The sequence below is a fragment of the Bacteroides faecis MAJ27 genome (assembly GCF_900106755.1).
GTDB lineage: Bacteria > Bacteroidota > Bacteroidia > Bacteroidales > Bacteroidaceae > Bacteroides > Bacteroides faecis.
This window is the reverse complement of record NZ_FNNN01000009.1, coordinates 24,700-41,717: the sequence shown is the minus strand read 5'-3', so window position 1 is coordinate 41,717 and position 17,018 is coordinate 24,700. Positions and strand designations below refer to the sequence as shown.

Sequence of the window (17,018 nt, the reverse complement as noted above, 5' to 3'; positions counted from 1 at the left end):
GATAAATTGATTTAATGTAATTTAGAATTGCAGACTCAAACCTAGTAAGAAAGTCATGGCTCTGGGGTATGGATTGGCGTCGATACCACTTTTGACTTCCGGGTCAAGGCCTTTGTATTTACTGATAATAAACGGATTTTGTACTGTTGCATATACACGTCCGCCAATACCTTTGTATGTCTGACCTTTCCACAGATTCTGGAAAGAATAGCCCAGTGTGATGTTATCACAACGTAAGAATGATGCGTTGTGTATAAAATAATCGCTCATGTAGTAATCTCCTTGTCCGCTGAAACCCAGTGCGACAGCTTCGGCACTCGTATTGCTATATGCATTATTCGAGTACAGTCCCGAAGTGCTGACATTGGCTTTGTTGCTCAGGAAGTCATAGTATACATAGTTGTTCAGACTGGCACGCAGTGAGAAACTGAAATCAAAGTTCTTGTATTGCATTTTGGAAGTCAGTCCCATCAATACATCGCCTGCCGGTTTCTTGTAGATATATTTATCTCCGCTGTCTATGGTACCATTTCCGTTACGGTCGACAAACATGTTTTCAATAGGTTTGCCGTTCTCGTCATACACCTGCTGGTAAACATAGAAAGAATTGGCTGCATAGCCTACTTTGTTTGCCTGTACCTTGGTGTTGTTGCCTCTGGAAATCTTGTCACCGGCTTCTACGTAATAATCGCTGTCATCACCACCCGTCAACTTCGTGATTTCGTTGTGGTTCCATGTGATGTTATAGCTCAAGTCCCAAGTGAAGTCTTTCGTCACAATCGGTTTAGCATTGATGGAAAACTCCATACCGTAGTTTTCCAAAGAGCCGATATTCTGTGTCATCTGGGCGTTGAAGTTAGTACCGACGGGAATCTTTACGCTGTTCAGCAGATCATCCGTCTTACGGAAATAGCCATCAATACCACCTGTAATTCTTCCATTCAGGAATCCGAAGTCCAGACCGGCATTCCAGGTAGTAGTCTTTTCCCATTTCAGATTCTCATTGAAAGCCTTCGGGCGGGAAGTGGAATAGTAAGTATCGCCAAAAGGATACTGGGCATATTCGTTATTGACTACATACAGGGGAAGGTATGCGAAATCATCTCCTATGTTTTGTTGTCCGGTAATACCCCAGCCCAGACGCAGTTTCAGGTCGGACAGGACATTTACATCTTTCAGGAAGTTTTCCTCTTTTATCTTCCATCCCAGTGCCAATGACGGGAATGTACCCCAGCGATTGTCTTTAGAGAAACGTGACGAGCCGTCCCAACGCATAGTAAAGGTAAACAAGTAACGGTTCAGCAGGGAGTAATTCAGACGACCGAAGTAGGAGACCAGAGTGTTTCTGGTGGCATACGCTGTTTGTTCGCGCAGTTTTGCGTCATGAGCTTCCTGAGTATAGGGGTCCCAGCCCTGACCTTCTTCAAATCCGTTGCGATGGAAGTGTTGTTCTTCACCGCCGACCATGACGTCAAAGTCGTTTGCACCTAAAGACTTGATATACTGTACATATATATTATAAGAAAGGTTGTATTTATATTGGGTGACATCACCATTCCAACCATAATAGTTATTTCCGAACGAGTATGGAGAAACAGTCGTCGTTTGTGTACCTTCTGCATATTCTCCACCTATGCTTGCATGCAGACGGAGGTCGGGCAGGAAATGGAATTTATAGTCAACATCCACATTTCCAACAAAGTCGTTACTGTTTGCCTTGTCATTTTTAAGCTCCAGTGCAGCCAGCGGATTCTGGGGAGAATTCGGATTGGATGTATATTTCCAGTTCGGGTCGCTGAAGCCTGAGGTAGAATTTATATTCTGCCAGTAGCCGCCTGTAAACTGGTAAGGATCGTCGGTAGAATAAACCGGACGGGTAGGGTCGATAGCCAATGCTCCGCCGATAGCGGCGCCTGTGTCGGCGTAGCGGTTCTTACCATTCATGTATTTGGCATTGATGTTGAACTTCAAGTGATCGTCGAAGAATGAAGGAGCCAGATTCACAGAAGCGGTAAAGCGCTGGAAATTGGATGTTTTCACAATACCATTGTCATTTGTATAGCCTAAAGACACACGATAAGGCAGGTTCTTGAATCCTCCGTTGATAGAAACATGATGATCTGTGCTGACAGCAGTGCGGAATATCTGGTCCTGCCAGTCCGTATTGGCGGTACCCAGTTCAGCCGGCAGTTTATCACCCCACAATTGAGTGGCATAAGCACGATATTCATCTCCACTCAACACATCATACCGTTTTTGAGTCTTGGAGAAGGATACGGAACCATTATAGTTTATACTCGGAGCCTGTCCGTTCTTTCCTTTCTTAGTAGTGATAATGATCACACCATTGGATGCACGCGAACCGTAGATAGCAGTTGCGGAGGCGTCTTTCAGTACTGTAAGGGTTTCAATATCAGCAGGATTGACCATAGACAATCCGTTTGCCATACCTTTGATACCTTCGTTATCAATAGCCAGACCGTCAATGACAATCAACGGGTCGTTACTTGCATTCAAAGAGGAACCGCCACGAATTCGGATTTGTGCTCCACCTCCCGGTGTACCGTCATTTGATATAACGCTGACGCCGGCAATCTTTCCGGATAACATATCCTGCGCGTTTGTGGTAATACCTTTGCTCAGTTCATCGGGCTTGATAGCCATCACCGAACCGGTCATATCGTTCTTTTTCACCTGACCATAGCCGATTACTACTACTTCGTCCAGTATTTCCGTATCATCTTTCAGTATTACATTCATTTGCGCAGCAGCAGGAAGTTCCTTCTGTTGGTATCCGATGAATGAAACAACAATTATGTCGCCTTGCCTGGCAGACAACTGGAAGTTGCCATCAAAATCGGTAATTGTTCCGGTGGTAGTGCCTTTCACCACAACATTGGCGCCGATAACCGGTTCGCCCGTTGCGTCTTTTACCATTCCTTTGACGGTTATTTGCTGAGCAAATGCGCCAACGGACAAGAATATTCCAGCTATTAGCATAAGCAGGACCTTTAACATAAAGTTTCCTTTTTTCATGTTTCTGTATTTAAAGTTAATTTGTAAATTCTCTTATCATTCTCTCTTAAAAAATACCTATTGAAAACCTTTTCTTCGTCTTAATACCTAGCGTTTGAAAACACTCTGTTCTATCGAATTGTAATTTCTCTGTCTTTCAATCTCTTTCTCTTTATAATCTCTTCAAACCTTTTGCTTCAGATTTGTCTTTTACTTCTTTAATGCTGATTGCGTATCCGCCTCCGTTGACTGCGTGCAAATTCAATTTGCTCTTGTTGGTCAGAATACCTTTCTTGATGGTGTAAGCCTGTGGGTTTTCTTTCCAGTCGGCATCTTTGGCGTCAGCATAAACCGTAGCGACATATTGTTTGCCCGGAGTCAGGAAGTCGAATGCAAGCTTGGAGGTATGGCCGTTTTCACCCGCTGTGCAGCCTATGTACCAGTCGTCCGTGCCTTTTGCCTTGCGGGCAATTGTGATATATTCTCCCGGTTCTGCTTCCAGATAGTTTGTTTCGTCCCAGTCAAGGGCAACATCTTTGATGAATTGGAAAGCATCCATGAAGCGTTCGTAGTTCTCCGGAATGTCGGCAGCCATCTGCAAAGGACTGTACATCGTGACATATAATGCGAGCTGGCGTGCAATGGTAGAACGGACCTGAGAATTATTTGCCGGATTCATCTTGTTGCAATGAGTTTCGAAGATACCGGGAGTGTAGTCCATCGGACCACCGACCAGACGTGTGAAAGGCAGAATCGTTGTGTGATATACTTTATTGCCTCCGAATGATTCATACTCTGTTCCGCGGGCGGATTCGTTGCCGATCAGGTTAGGGTACGTACGGCAAATACCGGTTGGGCGGGTTGCTTCGTGTGCATTCACCATGATCTTGTAGTCAGCGGCTTTTTTTACTGCATACAAGTAGTGATTGTTCATCCATTGTCCGTAGTGATGTTCTCCGCGAGGAATGATGTTGCCTACGTATCCGCTCTTTACAGAGTTGTATCCATTGTCTGCCATAAATTGATAAGCTTTGTCCATGTGGCGTTCGTAGTTGCGTACAGAAGCGGAAGTCTCATGGTGCATCATCATTTTGACCCCTTTGCCGGCTGCATAGCGATGGATTTCCTTCACATCGAAATCGGGATAAGGAGTGACGAAATCAAATACATAGTCTTTGCTGTTGCCAAACCAGTCTTCCCAGCCTTCGTTCCAGCCTTCTACCAGTACAGCATCGAATCCGTGGGCTGCGGCAAAGTCGATATAACGTTTCACGTTAGCGGTGTTGGCAGAATGTTTGCCGTTCGGTTTTGTTTTGGAGTAATCTGTTTCACCTAGTTTTACGCTGGTCAGTTCGTCGGTGTAAGCCCATGAACCTTTTCCGGTAATCATGTCCCACCATACACCGATATATTTCACCGGTTTCACCCAAGAAGCGGCATCCGCTATCTTGCAGGGCTCATTCAGGTTGAGCGTGATACGGGAAGCCAGAATGTTGCGGGCGTCATCGCTTACGATAATTGTACGCCAGGGAGTGTTGCAGGGAGTTTGCATATATCCTTTGTCCCCTTTGGCATCCGGTGTCAACCATGATTCGAATATCATATTCTTGTCGTCCAGGTTGAGGTGCATACATGAGTAATCAACCAAGGCGGCTTCGTGAAGATTAATGTATAAGCCATCATCCGTTTTCATCATCAATGCGGTTTGTACACCTGTCTGTGAGAAAGGAGTCTGAGAAGAGTTCGGGGTGATTGCTTCTTTCATCAAGCCTCTGATTTCCGATAAGCGGGAAATGGTATAGTCATACTCCTGTGTATCATAGTCACCCGGTATCCAGTAAGCGATGTGGTCACCGTTCATGGCAAACTGAGAATGTTCTTCCTTGATAACAAAGTAATTCAGTGCCTTTTGCTGGGGAAATTCATAACGGAATCCCAGGCCGTCGTTGAACAGACGGAAACGGATAACGATGGAACGGTCATTCATGGGTTGATACAGGTTGACTGCCAGTTCGTTATAGTGATTGCGGATTTCTTTTTCTTCTCCCCACACCGGTTGCCAGGTTTCATCGAAGGTAGTCGTCTTGGCGTCCTTTATTTCGAAACCGTTATATAGGTTGGTCTTAGAATCAAGTTTGGTCAGGTCTCTGCGGTCTACCCAGTCGAAGTCGGTTCTGGTATTATCCTCTTTCTTCAATTCCAGTCCGAGGGTGCTGGGCTTGATCACCACCTTGTTTTTATATGTCAGTTCATACGTTGGAGCACCTTTTGCGTCCACTTGGAAGGTCATTACCAGATTGTTGTCCGGTGAGGTTAATTTCTGTTGTGCATTCGCAATGAATGAGATGCAAAGGAATGCGATGAGCGATAAAATCTTTCTCTTTTTCATTCTATTTATGGTATTAAATTATAAGCTAACTAATATTTTTACTCCGGTTTGTTCCGGATATTGCAAATATAGCAACCATCCCGGGACTTTGGGCTATCTAGAATAAAAATACAAGTTGGTATTAATGATAATATTTTGTTTTACAGATGTTTATCTTCTTTTTGTTTCCTGATAAATATAAGTCGAAGTGAACTTGTTTAAAAGGATAAAAGGTATATTCCGCGACTTGGGAGTGTTAATTCATTTCTTAATTCAACTTTTTTATCTGTCAATAAATCGAAAGCAGATGGAGCAGGAAGTACTTCCTGATAGGGAGTCAGGTCAATGGTCTGTTCCCGGTCGGTACCATTCAGGAAGACAACGACTGACTGATTACCGTATTTACGTTCGTAAACATAGATACCCTTATTCGGGGCGAAATGTTTCAGTTGTCCTTTGGCGATCACTTCATTTCCTTTTCTCCATTGGAGCAGCTTTTGCATAAAGGAGAAAGCTTCATTCTGTCGTGGAGTGCGGTTGGCTGCATCAAAGCAGTTCTTTGTGTCATTCTGCCAGCCTCCGGGGAAGTCACAGCGGAGCAGTCCGTCTCCGTTTGCTTTATCAGCTGCCATCAGGATTTCAGTTCCGTAATATATCTGCGGTATTCCACGGGTTGTCAGTAAGAATGTCAGGGCCTGTTTGTATCGGTCGAGATTTTTTGTGTCTGCTTCCGAACGGTAGAAGCGGGAAGTATCGTGATTATCGAGGAACGTCAGCAGGTTCATCGGGTGACTGAAAACAATGTCTTGTGACAGATATTCGTAGAGTCTGAAAAGTCCTCCGTTCCATTCGGTAGTCTCTTCGTCGAAAGCCTTGTTCATCTCTTCCATGAGCGGGAAATCCATCACAGTAGGGAGGTTGCTGTTCTTCGGATAAGCGAGTTTGCTGTCTTTTTGCCAGTAAGAGATAAGTACGTTGCTGCCCAGCCACGTTTCACCTACAATGTTGAATTTAGGATATTCTTCGTTGATTGCTTTGCACCAGCGTGCCATCATATCAAAATCAGCATAAGGATGCGTATCCTGACGGATACCGTTGATACCTGCGTATTCTATCCACCAGATACTGCTTTGTATCAAGTAAGTAGCAACATGGCGGTTGCGCTGGTTGAAGTCAGGCATGGTCAGAGTGAACCAACCGTCGATGGCTATTTTCTTTTCGTAATCGGAGGTATACGGGTCCATTTGAGTGGCAGTCTTAAAGCTGGTCTGCACGTAGTTGCCCTCGAAGTTGAACCAGTCTTTGGAAGGCATATCCTTGAACAGGTAATTGTCTGAACCGCAATGGTTGAAGATCATGTCCATCACCACTTTCAACCCCTTGGCATTGGCTGCCTGGGTAAGGTTACGGAACTCTTCGTTGCTGCCGAAACGGCGGTCTACCTGATAATAATCGGTAATGGCATACCCATGATAAGAACCTTCTTTCATGTCATTCTCCTGAATCGGGTTGAGCCATATGCTGGTGACGCCAAGGTCTGCTATGTAGTCCAGATGATTTTCTATTCCTTTTAAATCGCCTCCGTGGCGTGCGAAAGGCTCGTTGCGATCGACATTTCCTTCCAGCATTCCGGGAATGACGTCGTTGGAAGAATCACCATTGGCAAAACGGTCCGGCATGATGAGATAAAGTACATCACTCGAATCGAAACCTTCAACTGCCGAAGCATCCGGTCTGCGCTGTTTAAGCTCGTAGGGGATTTTAGTCTGCTTCTTGCCTTGTGTCAGGATGATGTCAAAGTTTTGTGGGACAGCCTTTGAAAGGTCTAAATATAAAACCAGATAATTCGGATTTTCCTGCTTCACCACTTCTTGCAGCGTAATGTCACCGGAAGAAAGACTGACGTCTGCGGATGATATGCGATCACCATATAATAGTATTTGTAATTCGGGATTTTTCATGCCTGCCCACCAAAAGGCAGGAGCTACTTTCTTTATAGCGTTTGCCGCAAATACCTGATGAAAACCGGGTAATAATAATAGTAAGATAGTGAATAATAAATTCCTTTTCATGGTAACTAGATTTTTAAAATTTGTTCGGGAGAACCGATGATGCAAATGTAGGGGAATCGGGTATGCCGTACTGTAGCTAGAATAAAAATATAAATGCTCGTTTAGAATATATTGTTGATAATAAGCTGCTTATGATTCTTTGCACTATCGAAAAATACAAGTGAAAATGAAAATAGTTATGACGATATTTTTCGTTTTTATTACTATAATCATTATATTTGTATCATCTTTAAAAAAGTACCTTATGAGAAATCTAACCTGTTATCTTTTGTTTCTGCTTTTAGTTTCTCCTCTTTCTCTGTTTGCAAAGCATACGGACCTGAATAAGGCAGTTCTCAAAAAGCTGGATGATATTATAAGTAAGAAGGAGACTTATCAAATTCAGAGGGAAAAAGAAATAACCGATTTGAAAGTACAGCTTGCCCATTCTACCGATCCTGTGCGGAAATATGAGTTGTATGCGTCCCTCTTTGGTGCTTACCTGCATTATCAGGCGGATTCGGCGCTTCATTACATTAACCGTGAAATGGAGATACTGCCACAACTGAACCGTCCGGAGCTGGAAAATGAGATTATCATTAACCGTGCTACGGCGATGGGTGTGATGGGAATGTACATTGAAGCTATGGAACAATTGGCGAAGATCAATCCTAAAGAATTGAATGAATGGACCTTGTTGTCTTATTATCAGACGTATCGTGCCTGTTACGGATGGCTTGCCGATTATACAACGAATAAAAATGAAAAAGAAAAATACCTGAAAAAGACCGACTTGTACAGAGATTCCATTATTGCCGCCATGCCTCCGGAAGCAAACAAAACGATTGTTTTAGCGGAAAGATGCATCATGAATGGAAAGGCTGATACGGCTGTCGGCATGTTGAACGATGCACTGAAGGATATGGAAGACGAGCGTCAGAAAGTATATATCTATTATACTCTTTCTGAGGCATATAGCGTGAAAAAAGATGTTGAGAAAGAAGTCTACTATCTGATACTGACAGCTATTGCCGATCTGGAGTCTTCTGTCAGGGAGTATGCCTCATTACAGAAACTCGCACATTTGATGTACGAATTGGGGGATATTGACCGTGCTTACAAATATTTAAGTTGTTCGATGGAAGATGCCGTGGCGTGTAATGCCCGTCTGCGATTCATTGAAGTAACGGAGTTCTTCCCGATTATCGACAAGGCTTATAAACTGAAAGAAGAAAAAGAACGTGCCGTGTCCCGTGCCATGTTGATTAGTGTGAGTCTGCTGTCCCTGTTTCTTCTGATTGCTATCTTCTATCTGTATCGTTGGATGAAAAAGATATCTGTGATGCGACGGAATCTGAGTTTGGCCAACAAACAAATGTCTGTGGTAAACAAGGAGTTGGAGCAGACCGGAAAAATAAAGGAAGTATATATAGCCCGCTATCTGGACAGATGTGTTAATTATCTCGATAAGCTGGAAACATATCGTCGCTCCTTGGCTAAGCTTGCCATGTCATCACGCATAGACGACCTGTTTAAAGCAATCAAGTCCGAACAGTTCATCCGGGATGAACGCAATGAATTTTATAATGAATTTGATAAGTCTTTCCTTAAATTATTCCCCAACTTTATCACTTCTTTCAATAATCTGCTGGTAGAAGAGGCAAGAGTCTATCCTAAATCGGATGAACTGTTGACAACGGAACTTCGGATTTTTGCCCTTATTCGTCTGGGAGTGGTAGACAGCAACAAGATTGCTCATTTTCTGGGCTATTCTCTGGCAACAATCTATAATTACCGGAGTAGAATGCGCAATAAAGCTGTCGGAGATAAAGACCAGTTTGAACAAGATGTAATGAACCTATAGCTCCTTTTTCATAAGAAGCTTAGCGCTGTGTTGTGCCACGCCTTTGGCACAACCGTGCCATCGCATTGGCACAGTTGTGCCAGCACGGTGGCATAACTGTGCCAAAGGCGTGGCACTGTGTGTACAATGCAGAGAGTGCCAATTATCTACGGATGTCAGCCGTAAGACAATTGGCACTCTTTATTAGGAAAGGCAGATATTCTTATTTATATCCTGCCGCCTTTGCGATTCTTTTAGGGATTTCGGTATTGTCAATCTTTTCACCGAACAGTTGAGAACCGGCACCGATAGCAAATACCGGTACATAACCGGCAGAGTGACCGCCGCTTACCCAGCCTACCATCGATATCTGATCCATTACTTCTTTAGCGCGTGCTGCCATTGGTTCGCTCTTGGAGTACATGCTTTCGGCAAATACCACTTTATTTCTGACAAAGGATTGTTCAAACTCGTCACGCAGTTTCTTTTCCTGTTCCCAAGAAATAGGGAATTGTTTCCAGAAGCCCATTTCGTTGCCCAGGAATTCTTTCATGTCTTCCCAAGTCACCTTATTTCCTTTCGATTTTCTCAGCTCACTGATTTGCTTGGATAATCCGTCAGCGGAATGTTTCTGATATTGCAGCGCTTTCAGGTTCAACTCATATCTGCCTGTACCCAGTACGATACCACCGGTTTCGTGGTCGGCGGTAACAACGATCAAAGTTTCCTTCGGATGTTTCTTGTAAAACTCATAAGCTACTTTGATGGCGTCATCCATATCCTTCACTTCGTTGAATACAGTAGCGGCGTCATTGGCATGGCAGGCCCAGTCTATCTTTCCACCTTCTACCATCAGGAAGAAACCTTTGTTCTTGCCTTTGGTCAGGAAGTCGATAGCACTTTCTGTGATTTGAGCGAGAGTCAGATCATCGCTTTTACGGTCGATAGCGTAAGGCAGGCAAGAAGGGTCTTTGCCTTCTTCCTGTATCAGGATCATTTTGCCGGCATCCTTGCTTTTTGCTTTATAATCGTTGTAGCCACGTGCTACGGTGTAGCCTGCTTCTTCGAAAATAGGGAAGATGTTGGGAGCGTCTTTCCTGTCGTGCGTCTTGTCAGGTTTCAGGAAACCACCGCCTGCATAAAAGTCAAAGTTTGCTTTGGTCAGGTCAATGGCGATTTCATAATTCATATTACGGTCTGCCTGATGAGCATAGAAAGCGGCGGGAGTGGCATGGTCTACGCTGACGGAAGTAGTGACGCCTACTTTCTTTCCGGCCTTCTTCGCTTTTTCGGCTACAGTTTCAATCGGGTTCTTGTCTTCTCCTACGGAGATGGCGCTGTTGTAGGTCTTCTTGCCGGTTGCCAGTGCAGTACCTGCGGCTGCAGAGTCAGTTACAGAGTTGGTGGCAGAGAAAGTGGTTGCCATGGTAGCTACGGGGAATTGAGTGAACAGCAAAGGTTCAACGCCGATACGTCCGTTCTGTCGTTCTGCCTGATACATTTCCGTACCGTTTACCTGGTTGACTCCCATTCCATCGCCGATGAAATAGAATACATACTTTGCCTGACCGTTGGCTGCAACGGATATGAGGACAAAAAGTAGTGTGTAAATTAACTTTTTCATTCTTTTGTATCTTAATATTAGGGTTAGTGATGGACAAAGGTAATAAAAAACGGTGGAAGTGCCGAAGCAAATCCACCGTTTCTTTGTGTCATTTGTATGACATTTATGCTTTCACACGTCCTACGTAAGAACCGTCACGAGTGTCGATTTCAATTGTTTCGCCTTCGCTGATGAACAAAGGAACACGTACCGTCGCACCTGATTCTACTGTTGCAGGTTTCAGTGTGTTGGTAGCTGTATCACCTTTCATACCCGGTTCTGTATAAGTAACCTTCATCTGAACCTTGATCGGCATGTCTGCATAAAGTACAGTTTCGGTAGAAGCGTCAGAAACAACGTCCAGCACTGCACCTTCGAGCAGGAAATCTACACCGTTGATCAGGTCGTGAGCAATAGGGTGTTGGTCAAAAGTTTCCTGATTCATGAAGATATAGTCTTCTCCTTCTTTATACAGGAACTGGTACGGACGACGTTCTACACGTACATCTTCCAGCTTTTCACCGATGTTGAAACGGCGTTCGAGAACGTAACCGCTAACTACATCTTTCAGTTTAGTACGCATAAAAGTGTTACCTTTACCCGGTTTCACATGCAGGAATTCTATACAGAAATAGAGCTTTCCGTCCATACGGATACAAGTTCCGTTTTTGATGTCTTGAGCATTAATCATACTGCTGTTTTTCTTATTATATTATTGTTATTTAATTGTTTTCTTCGTAATTCGAGTGCAAAAGTAATCTAAATCGGTAAAAAACACAAAAACTTTTGAGCAAAAATGAGTTATCGCTTGGTTAATTTAAAAAAAGTCTCTATTTTTGCAGCCCGATTACGTAGAATAATAACATAAAAACAAGATACAGTAATGAAAAGAACATTTCAACCCTCTAACAGAAAGAGAAAAAACAAACACGGTTTCCGTGAGAGAATGGCATCGGCTAATGGTCGTAGAGTATTAGCTGCTCGCCGTGCGAAAGGCAGAAAGAAACTGACTGTTTCTGATGAGTACAACGGACAGAAGTGGTAATCATCACTCAGAAACAAAAAAGGCGGAGTTCAAAACTCCGCCTTTTTTGTTTGCTCTCGTTTCCATTAAAGTTGGTCATAACTTCCTTTTTATGGCAAAAAATACAGGATTCCCGGTGCAGTAGTTAAATAGTGTATTAAATAATGTTTAATGGAATTCCCTTTGTCACTTTTTAGCTTTCTTTGTCACAGATCATAGACGGAATATATGTGACGGACGGTTGTGTTCAGAGAATCCGGAAGCCGCATCTTAAGATATAAGGTTGTTGAAATCTATAAGAGTGGGGAATATAGTTGCAGCAATTGTGGTGATGATAGGTGTCCTTGCATTTATGCAGGGACATTTTCATTGCTCACTATTCCGAAATTCAACTAATTTGTAGTATCTTTGGCGCGGATTAACAGCAAAGCGTATGACAATCAAAGAATTCTTTTCTTTTAAAACAAATAAATATTTTTGGGTGAATATCGTTGTCATGATTGTGGCAGTGGTGCTGATCGTGTTTGGCGTGATGAAATGGCTGGATGTTTATACCCGTCACGGTGAAGCTGTGGTCGTTCCCGATGTAAAAGGGATGACAGTGGAAGAAGCTTCTAAAATGTTCCGCAATCATGGGTTGGTATGTGTCGTTTCCGATTCCAATTATGTGAAGAATAAGGCAGCGGGCATTGTGCTCGATGTCAATCCGGGAGCCGGACAAAAAGTAAAAGAAGGCCGTACCATTTATCTGACTATAAATACACTGAGCATCCCCTTGCGTGCTATTCCCGATGTAGCGGACAACAGTTCCCTGCGTCAGGCACAGGCGAAAGTGCTTGCTGCCGGATTCAAACTGACTGAGATTCAGCTGATGAACGGTGAGAAGGACTGGGTGTACGGTATCAAATATCAGGGACGTTCATTAGAAGCGGGAGATAAGGTACCTTTGGGAGCTGCATTGACTCTGATGGTAGGAAACGGAGAAAATGAACCGTTGGAAAGCGACTCTATAGAAAATGTTGAAGGAACAGAGGAACCTGCTGCATCAGAATCCCCTTCAAGTCAGGATGACAGCTGGTTTTAATTGATAAATAACGAAACAGACTCACATGATCGAGGAAGAACTTCCGGATGAACTGGAAAATGATTTGGATGACATAGAACCTGTCGGTGATGAATCTCAGCTTTACGAACATTTCCGGGTGGTCGTAGACAAAGGACAGGCAATGGTCAGAGTCGACAAATATCTGTTCGAACGTATTGTTAATGCTTCGCGCAACCGTATTCAGAAGGCTGCCGAAGATGGATTTGTCATGGCCAACGGTAAGCCGGTGAAGAGCAGCTATAAAGTAAAGCCGCTCGATGTCATTACCGTCATGATGGACCGCCCCCGTTACGAGAACGAGATTATTCCCGAAAATATTCCCCTTAATATCGTTTACGAAGATCAGTATGTAATGGTAGTGAACAAGCCTGCGGGACTGGTAGTACATCCGGGGCATGGAAACTATCACGGTACGCTTGTGAATGCACTGGCATGGCACATGAAAGATATTCCCGAATATGATGCCAATGACCCTCATGTCGGGCTTGTCCACCGCATAGATAAAGATACTTCCGGGCTGCTGGTAATCGCCAAGACACCCGACGCCAAGACTCATCTTGGAATACAATTCTTCAATAAGACGACCAAACGCAAATATCGTGCCCTTGTCTGGGGAAATGTGGAACAGGATGAAGGTACAATCGTAGGCAGCATCGCCCGCAATCCGAAAGACCGGATGCAGATGGCAGTCATGACCGACCCGGCAATGGGCAAACACGCGGTGACTCATTATCGGGTGTTGGAACGGCTGGGATACGTCACACTGGTAGAATGTATACTCGAAACAGGGCGTACTCATCAGATTCGTGTTCACATGAAACACATCGGGCATGTACTTTTCAACGACGCACGCTATGGCGGTGACGAAATACTGAAAGGTACCCACTTTAGTAAATACAAACAATTTGTAAATAATTGCTTTGACACTTGTCCCCGGCAGGCTCTGCATGCTATGACATTGGGGTTCGTACATCCCGTCACAGGCGAAGAGATGTACTTTACTTCCGAACTTCCGGATGACATGACCCAGCTTATCGAGAAGTGGCGAGGCTATATAAGTAACAGAGAAATAGAATGAAACGCACAATTGCTATCGTAGCCGGAGGTGATACCTCCGAATTTCATGTATCCCTGCGTAGTGCACAGGGAATATATTCCTTCATAGATAAGGAAAAGTATACATTGTATATTGTTGAGATGCAGGGAACCCGCTGGGAAGTCCAGCTGCCGGATGGTACAAAAACACCGGTAGACCGCAATGACTTCAGCTTTATGCTGGGTGCGGAAAAGATTAAGTTTGACTTTGCCTATATCACCATTCACGGTACTCCGGGTGAAGACGGTCGTCTTCAGGGATACTTTGATATGATGCACATTCCGTATTCCTGTTGCGGGGTGCTGGCTGCAGCGATCACCTATGATAAGTTTACCTGCAACCAATATCTGAAAGCCTTTGGTGTACGTATTGCGGAATCATTGCTGCTGCGTCAGGGACAATCGGTTTCCGATGAAGATGTAATGGAAAAGATCGGTTTGCCTTGTTTTATCAAGCCGAGCCTGGGAGGTTCGAGTTTTGGTGTAACAAAGGTTAAGACGAAAGAAGAAATACAACCGGCCATTGTTAAGGCATTTGAAGAAGCGCAGGAAGTGCTTGTTGAAGCATTTATGGAAGGGACGGAGCTAACCTGCGGTTGCTATAAAACCAAAGACAAGACGGTGATCTTCCCGCCTACGGAAGTAGTGACGCATAATGAGTTCTTTGATTATGATGCAAAATATAATGGTCAGGTAGACGAGATCACTCCCGCACGCATTTCGGACGAATTGACGAATCGTGTGCAAATGCTGACTTCGGCTATTTATGATATATTGGGCTGCTCCGGTATCATCCGTGTGGACTATATTGTGACTGCCGGCGAGAAGATCAATCTGCTGGAAGTGAACACGACTCCGGGGATGACCGCTACAAGCTTTATTCCCCAGCAAGTGCGTGCTGCCGGTCTGGATATAAAGGATGTGATGACTGATATAATAGAAAATAAATTTTAAGTATTAAGTATTAGGTAATAAGTATTAATTCCGGGTGGTTTACAGCGCAGCCTAATACTTTATACTTAATACCTGATACTTATTTATAAAATTCATAGCTTATGGCTACTACAGAGTTTGATGAGATTCGTCCTTACAATGATGAGGAACTTCCTCAAATCTTTGAGGAACTGATTGCTGACCCTGCTTTCCAAAAAGCAGCAACTGATGCAATACCGAATGTCCCTTTTGAACTTTTGGCGCAGAAGATACGCGCTTGCAAAAGCAAACTGGATTTTCAGGAAACATTCTGTTATGGTATTTTGTGGAAAATAGCTGCGGACCATACGGATGGGCTGACTCTGGATCATACGGCTTTACCGGATAAAAGCAAAGCTTATACGTATGTCTCCAATCATCGGGATATTATATTGGATTCGGGCTTCCTTTCCATCTTGCTGATTGATCAGGGGATGGATACGGTAGAGATAGCGATTGGAGACAATCTGCTGGTTTATCCATGGATCAAGAAGTTGGTACGTGTCAATAAATCTTTTATCGTGCAGCGGGCGCTGACCATGCGGCAGATGCTTGAATCTTCGGCAAGGATGTCCCGTTATATGCATTATACCATTAATGAGAAGAAACAGTCTATCTGGATTGCCCAGCGCGAAGGACGTGCCAAAGATTCGAATGACCGTACACAGGACAGTGTGCTGAAGATGCTGGCCATGGGTGGCGAAGGCGATTTAATCGATCGTTTGATGGAGATGAATATTGCGCCTCTTGCCATTTCATATGAATATGATCCCTGTGATTTTCTGAAGGCACAGGAGTTTCAGTTGAAAAGAGATATAGAAGGATACAAGAAAACGACTCAGGACGATTTGATCAGTATGCAGACCGGTCTTTTCGGATATAAAGGGAAAGTTCATTTTCAGACAGCTCCCTGTATCAACGACAAGTTGGAGCAGTTAGACCGTTCGTTGCCGAAACAGGAGCTGTTTTCCGGCATATCTGCTTGTATTGACCGGAGGATTCATGGTAACTACCGGATTTATTCGGGCAACTACGTTGCCTATGACTGGCTGAATAACACATCTGAGTTTGCTGACCATTACACATCCGAGGAGAAACAACGATTCGTTACCTATATTGAGCAACAACTGGGCAAAATAAAGATTCCGAATAAAGATGAAGACTTTTTGCGCGGAAAATTGTTATTAATGTATGCCAATCCACTGGTAAACTATTTAGCTGCTTGCCAATGAATAAAGTAAAGTTACATACAGTCTGGCTTTTGGGAATGCTTTTCCTGATGACTGCCTGCGGGGATGATGAAGATTACTATTATCCTCCTGTGAAGTTGGAGTTTGTTACAGTGAAAGCTGGAGCGGATGGACTGATAAAGAGTCTGCTTCCTGATAAGGGAAAGTTGCTGACTGTTTCGAAGGACCGTACCGGTTCAAGCATTTCTCCGAACACAGCCAGACGTGTGATAAGTAACTATGAAGTAAATTCGGATGATGCTACTGCTGTCATTTACTCTTTGCAGTCGGTAGTGGCCCCGGAGCCTAAAGAAGCTACCGATCCGGCTTTTGAGGGAGGACTGAAGTACGATCCGGTTGACGTGACCAGTATCTGGATGGGACGTGACTATTTGAATATGATCTTGAATGTGAAGATTGATATCAATAGTGGTAAACAGCATGTTTTTGGGATGGTCGAAGAGAGCGTTGAGTCAGAGGGGGATGAGAAAGTCGTTACTTTGTCTCTGTTCCACAACGCAAATGGGGATGAGGAGATTTACAATCGTCGCGCCTATGTCTCTGTTCCTCTGACGAAATATGTGGATGAAGAGAATCCGCATCAGACAATCAGAATAAAATTCAAATATCATACCACAGATACAAGTGGTACGGTAGTAGAGTCAAAAAAGTATTGTAATCCGGGATTTGAATATATTCCGGATGAGAATTGA

General features: G+C 43.9%; 12 protein-coding genes. 7 read left to right on the top strand and 5 right to left on the bottom strand.

Going from position 1 to position 17,018, the window contains the following annotated elements; genetic code table 11:
• Window positions 1-21 precede the first annotated feature (21 nt).
• The 3 genes from susC to BLW31_RS09700 form a co-directional block, all read right to left on the bottom strand.
• Window positions 22-3,036, bottom strand: coding sequence for a starch-utilizationTonB-dependent receptor SusC (susC, locus tag BLW31_RS09710; protein WP_010536363.1), 3,015 nt, complete (start codon window positions 3,034-3,036; stop codon window positions 22-24).
• A 151-nt stretch (window positions 3,037-3,187) separates the two neighbouring features.
• Window positions 3,188-5,404, bottom strand: a complete 2,217-nt coding sequence (locus BLW31_RS09705) for a glycoside hydrolase family 97 protein (RefSeq protein WP_010536364.1) — start codon at window positions 5,402-5,404, stop codon at window positions 3,188-3,190.
• 197 nt (window positions 5,405-5,601) lie between these two features.
• Window positions 5,602-7,455, bottom strand: a complete 1,854-nt coding sequence (locus tag BLW31_RS09700; protein WP_010536365.1) for a glycoside hydrolase family 13 protein — start codon at window positions 7,453-7,455, stop codon at window positions 5,602-5,604.
• Window positions 7,456-7,699: 244 nt separating this feature from the next.
• Here BLW31_RS09700 and susR point away from each other — a divergent pair, with 244 nt between their 5' ends.
• A complete protein-coding gene (gene susR, locus BLW31_RS09695; RefSeq protein WP_010536366.1) occupies window positions 7,700-9,298 on the top strand; it encodes a SusR family glycan utilization regulator in 1,599 nt (532 codons plus the stop codon).
• 202 nt (window positions 9,299-9,500) lie between these two features.
• Here susR and BLW31_RS09690 read toward each other — a convergent pair whose 3' ends face one another.
• Both BLW31_RS09690 and efp read right to left on the bottom strand, forming a co-directional pair.
• On the bottom strand, window positions 9,501-10,901 hold the full coding sequence (locus tag BLW31_RS09690; protein ID WP_010536367.1) for an alkaline phosphatase: 1,401 nt from the start codon (window positions 10,899-10,901) through the stop codon (window positions 9,501-9,503).
• Window positions 10,902-11,004: 103 nt separating this feature from the next.
• The gene (efp, locus tag BLW31_RS09685) at window positions 11,005-11,571 is read right to left on the bottom strand and encodes an elongation factor P (RefSeq protein ID WP_008766998.1); all 567 of its coding nucleotides are present in this window, start codon (window positions 11,569-11,571) and stop codon (window positions 11,005-11,007) included.
• 192 nt (window positions 11,572-11,763) lie between these two features.
• On the opposite strand from efp, the gene rpmH reads away from it, so the two are divergent.
• The 6 genes from rpmH to BLW31_RS09655 all read left to right on the top strand — a co-directional run bounded on the left by rpmH (window position 11,764) and on the right by BLW31_RS09655 (window position 17,018).
• Window positions 11,764-11,925 carry a 50S ribosomal protein L34 gene (rpmH, locus tag BLW31_RS09680; protein ID WP_005678985.1) on the top strand — a complete coding sequence of 54 codons (162 nt, stop codon included), beginning with the start codon at window positions 11,764-11,766 and terminating at the stop codon, window positions 11,923-11,925.
• Window positions 11,926-12,337: 412 nt separating this feature from the next.
• A complete protein-coding gene (locus BLW31_RS09675) occupies window positions 12,338-12,988 on the top strand; it encodes a PASTA domain-containing protein (protein ID WP_010536368.1) in 651 nt (216 codons plus the stop codon).
• A gap of 25 nt (window positions 12,989-13,013) precedes the next feature.
• Window positions 13,014-14,087, top strand: coding sequence for an RluA family pseudouridine synthase (locus BLW31_RS09670; protein ID WP_010536369.1), 1,074 nt, complete (start codon window positions 13,014-13,016; stop codon window positions 14,085-14,087).
• Window positions 14,084-15,058, top strand: a complete 975-nt coding sequence (locus BLW31_RS09665; protein ID WP_010536370.1) for a D-alanine--D-alanine ligase — start codon at window positions 14,084-14,086, stop codon at window positions 15,056-15,058. Before BLW31_RS09670 ends, BLW31_RS09665 begins: the two co-directional genes overlap by 4 nt.
• A 101-nt stretch (window positions 15,059-15,159) precedes the next feature.
• Window positions 15,160-16,308 (top strand): 1-acyl-sn-glycerol-3-phosphate acyltransferase, encoded by a 1,149-nt coding sequence (locus BLW31_RS09660; protein WP_010536371.1) that lies wholly within the window; start codon window positions 15,160-15,162, stop codon window positions 16,306-16,308.
• A complete protein-coding gene (locus tag BLW31_RS09655; protein WP_010536372.1) occupies window positions 16,305-17,018 on the top strand; it encodes a NigD1/NigD2 family lipoprotein in 714 nt (237 codons plus the stop codon). The genes BLW31_RS09660 and BLW31_RS09655 overlap by 4 nt, the downstream gene beginning before the upstream one ends.

Coding starts and splice junctions, on each gene's coding strand:
- susC (WP_010536363.1), bottom strand. CDS start 3,036: ATGAAAAAAGGAAACTTTATGTTAAAGGTCCTGCTTATGCTAATAGCT.
- BLW31_RS09705 (WP_010536364.1), bottom strand. CDS start 5,404: ATGAAAAAGAGAAAGATTTTATCGCTCATCGCATTCCTTTGCATCTCA.
- BLW31_RS09700 (WP_010536365.1), bottom strand. CDS start 7,455: ATGAAAAGGAATTTATTATTCACTATCTTACTATTATTATTACCCGGT.
- susR (WP_010536366.1), top strand. CDS start 7,700: ATGAGAAATCTAACCTGTTATCTTTTGTTTCTGCTTTTAGTTTCTCCT.
- BLW31_RS09690 (WP_010536367.1), bottom strand. CDS start 10,901: ATGAAAAAGTTAATTTACACACTACTTTTTGTCCTCATATCCGTTGCA.
- efp (WP_008766998.1), bottom strand. CDS start 11,571: ATGATTAATGCTCAAGACATCAAAAACGGAACTTGTATCCGTATGGAC.
- rpmH (WP_005678985.1), top strand. CDS start 11,764: ATGAAAAGAACATTTCAACCCTCTAACAGAAAGAGAAAAAACAAACAC.
- BLW31_RS09675 (WP_010536368.1), top strand. CDS start 12,338: ATGACAATCAAAGAATTCTTTTCTTTTAAAACAAATAAATATTTTTGG.
- BLW31_RS09670 (WP_010536369.1), top strand. CDS start 13,014: ATGATCGAGGAAGAACTTCCGGATGAACTGGAAAATGATTTGGATGAC.
- BLW31_RS09665 (WP_010536370.1), top strand. CDS start 14,084: ATGAAACGCACAATTGCTATCGTAGCCGGAGGTGATACCTCCGAATTT.
- BLW31_RS09660 (WP_010536371.1), top strand. CDS start 15,160: ATGGCTACTACAGAGTTTGATGAGATTCGTCCTTACAATGATGAGGAA.
- BLW31_RS09655 (WP_010536372.1), top strand. CDS start 16,305: ATGAATAAAGTAAAGTTACATACAGTCTGGCTTTTGGGAATGCTTTTC.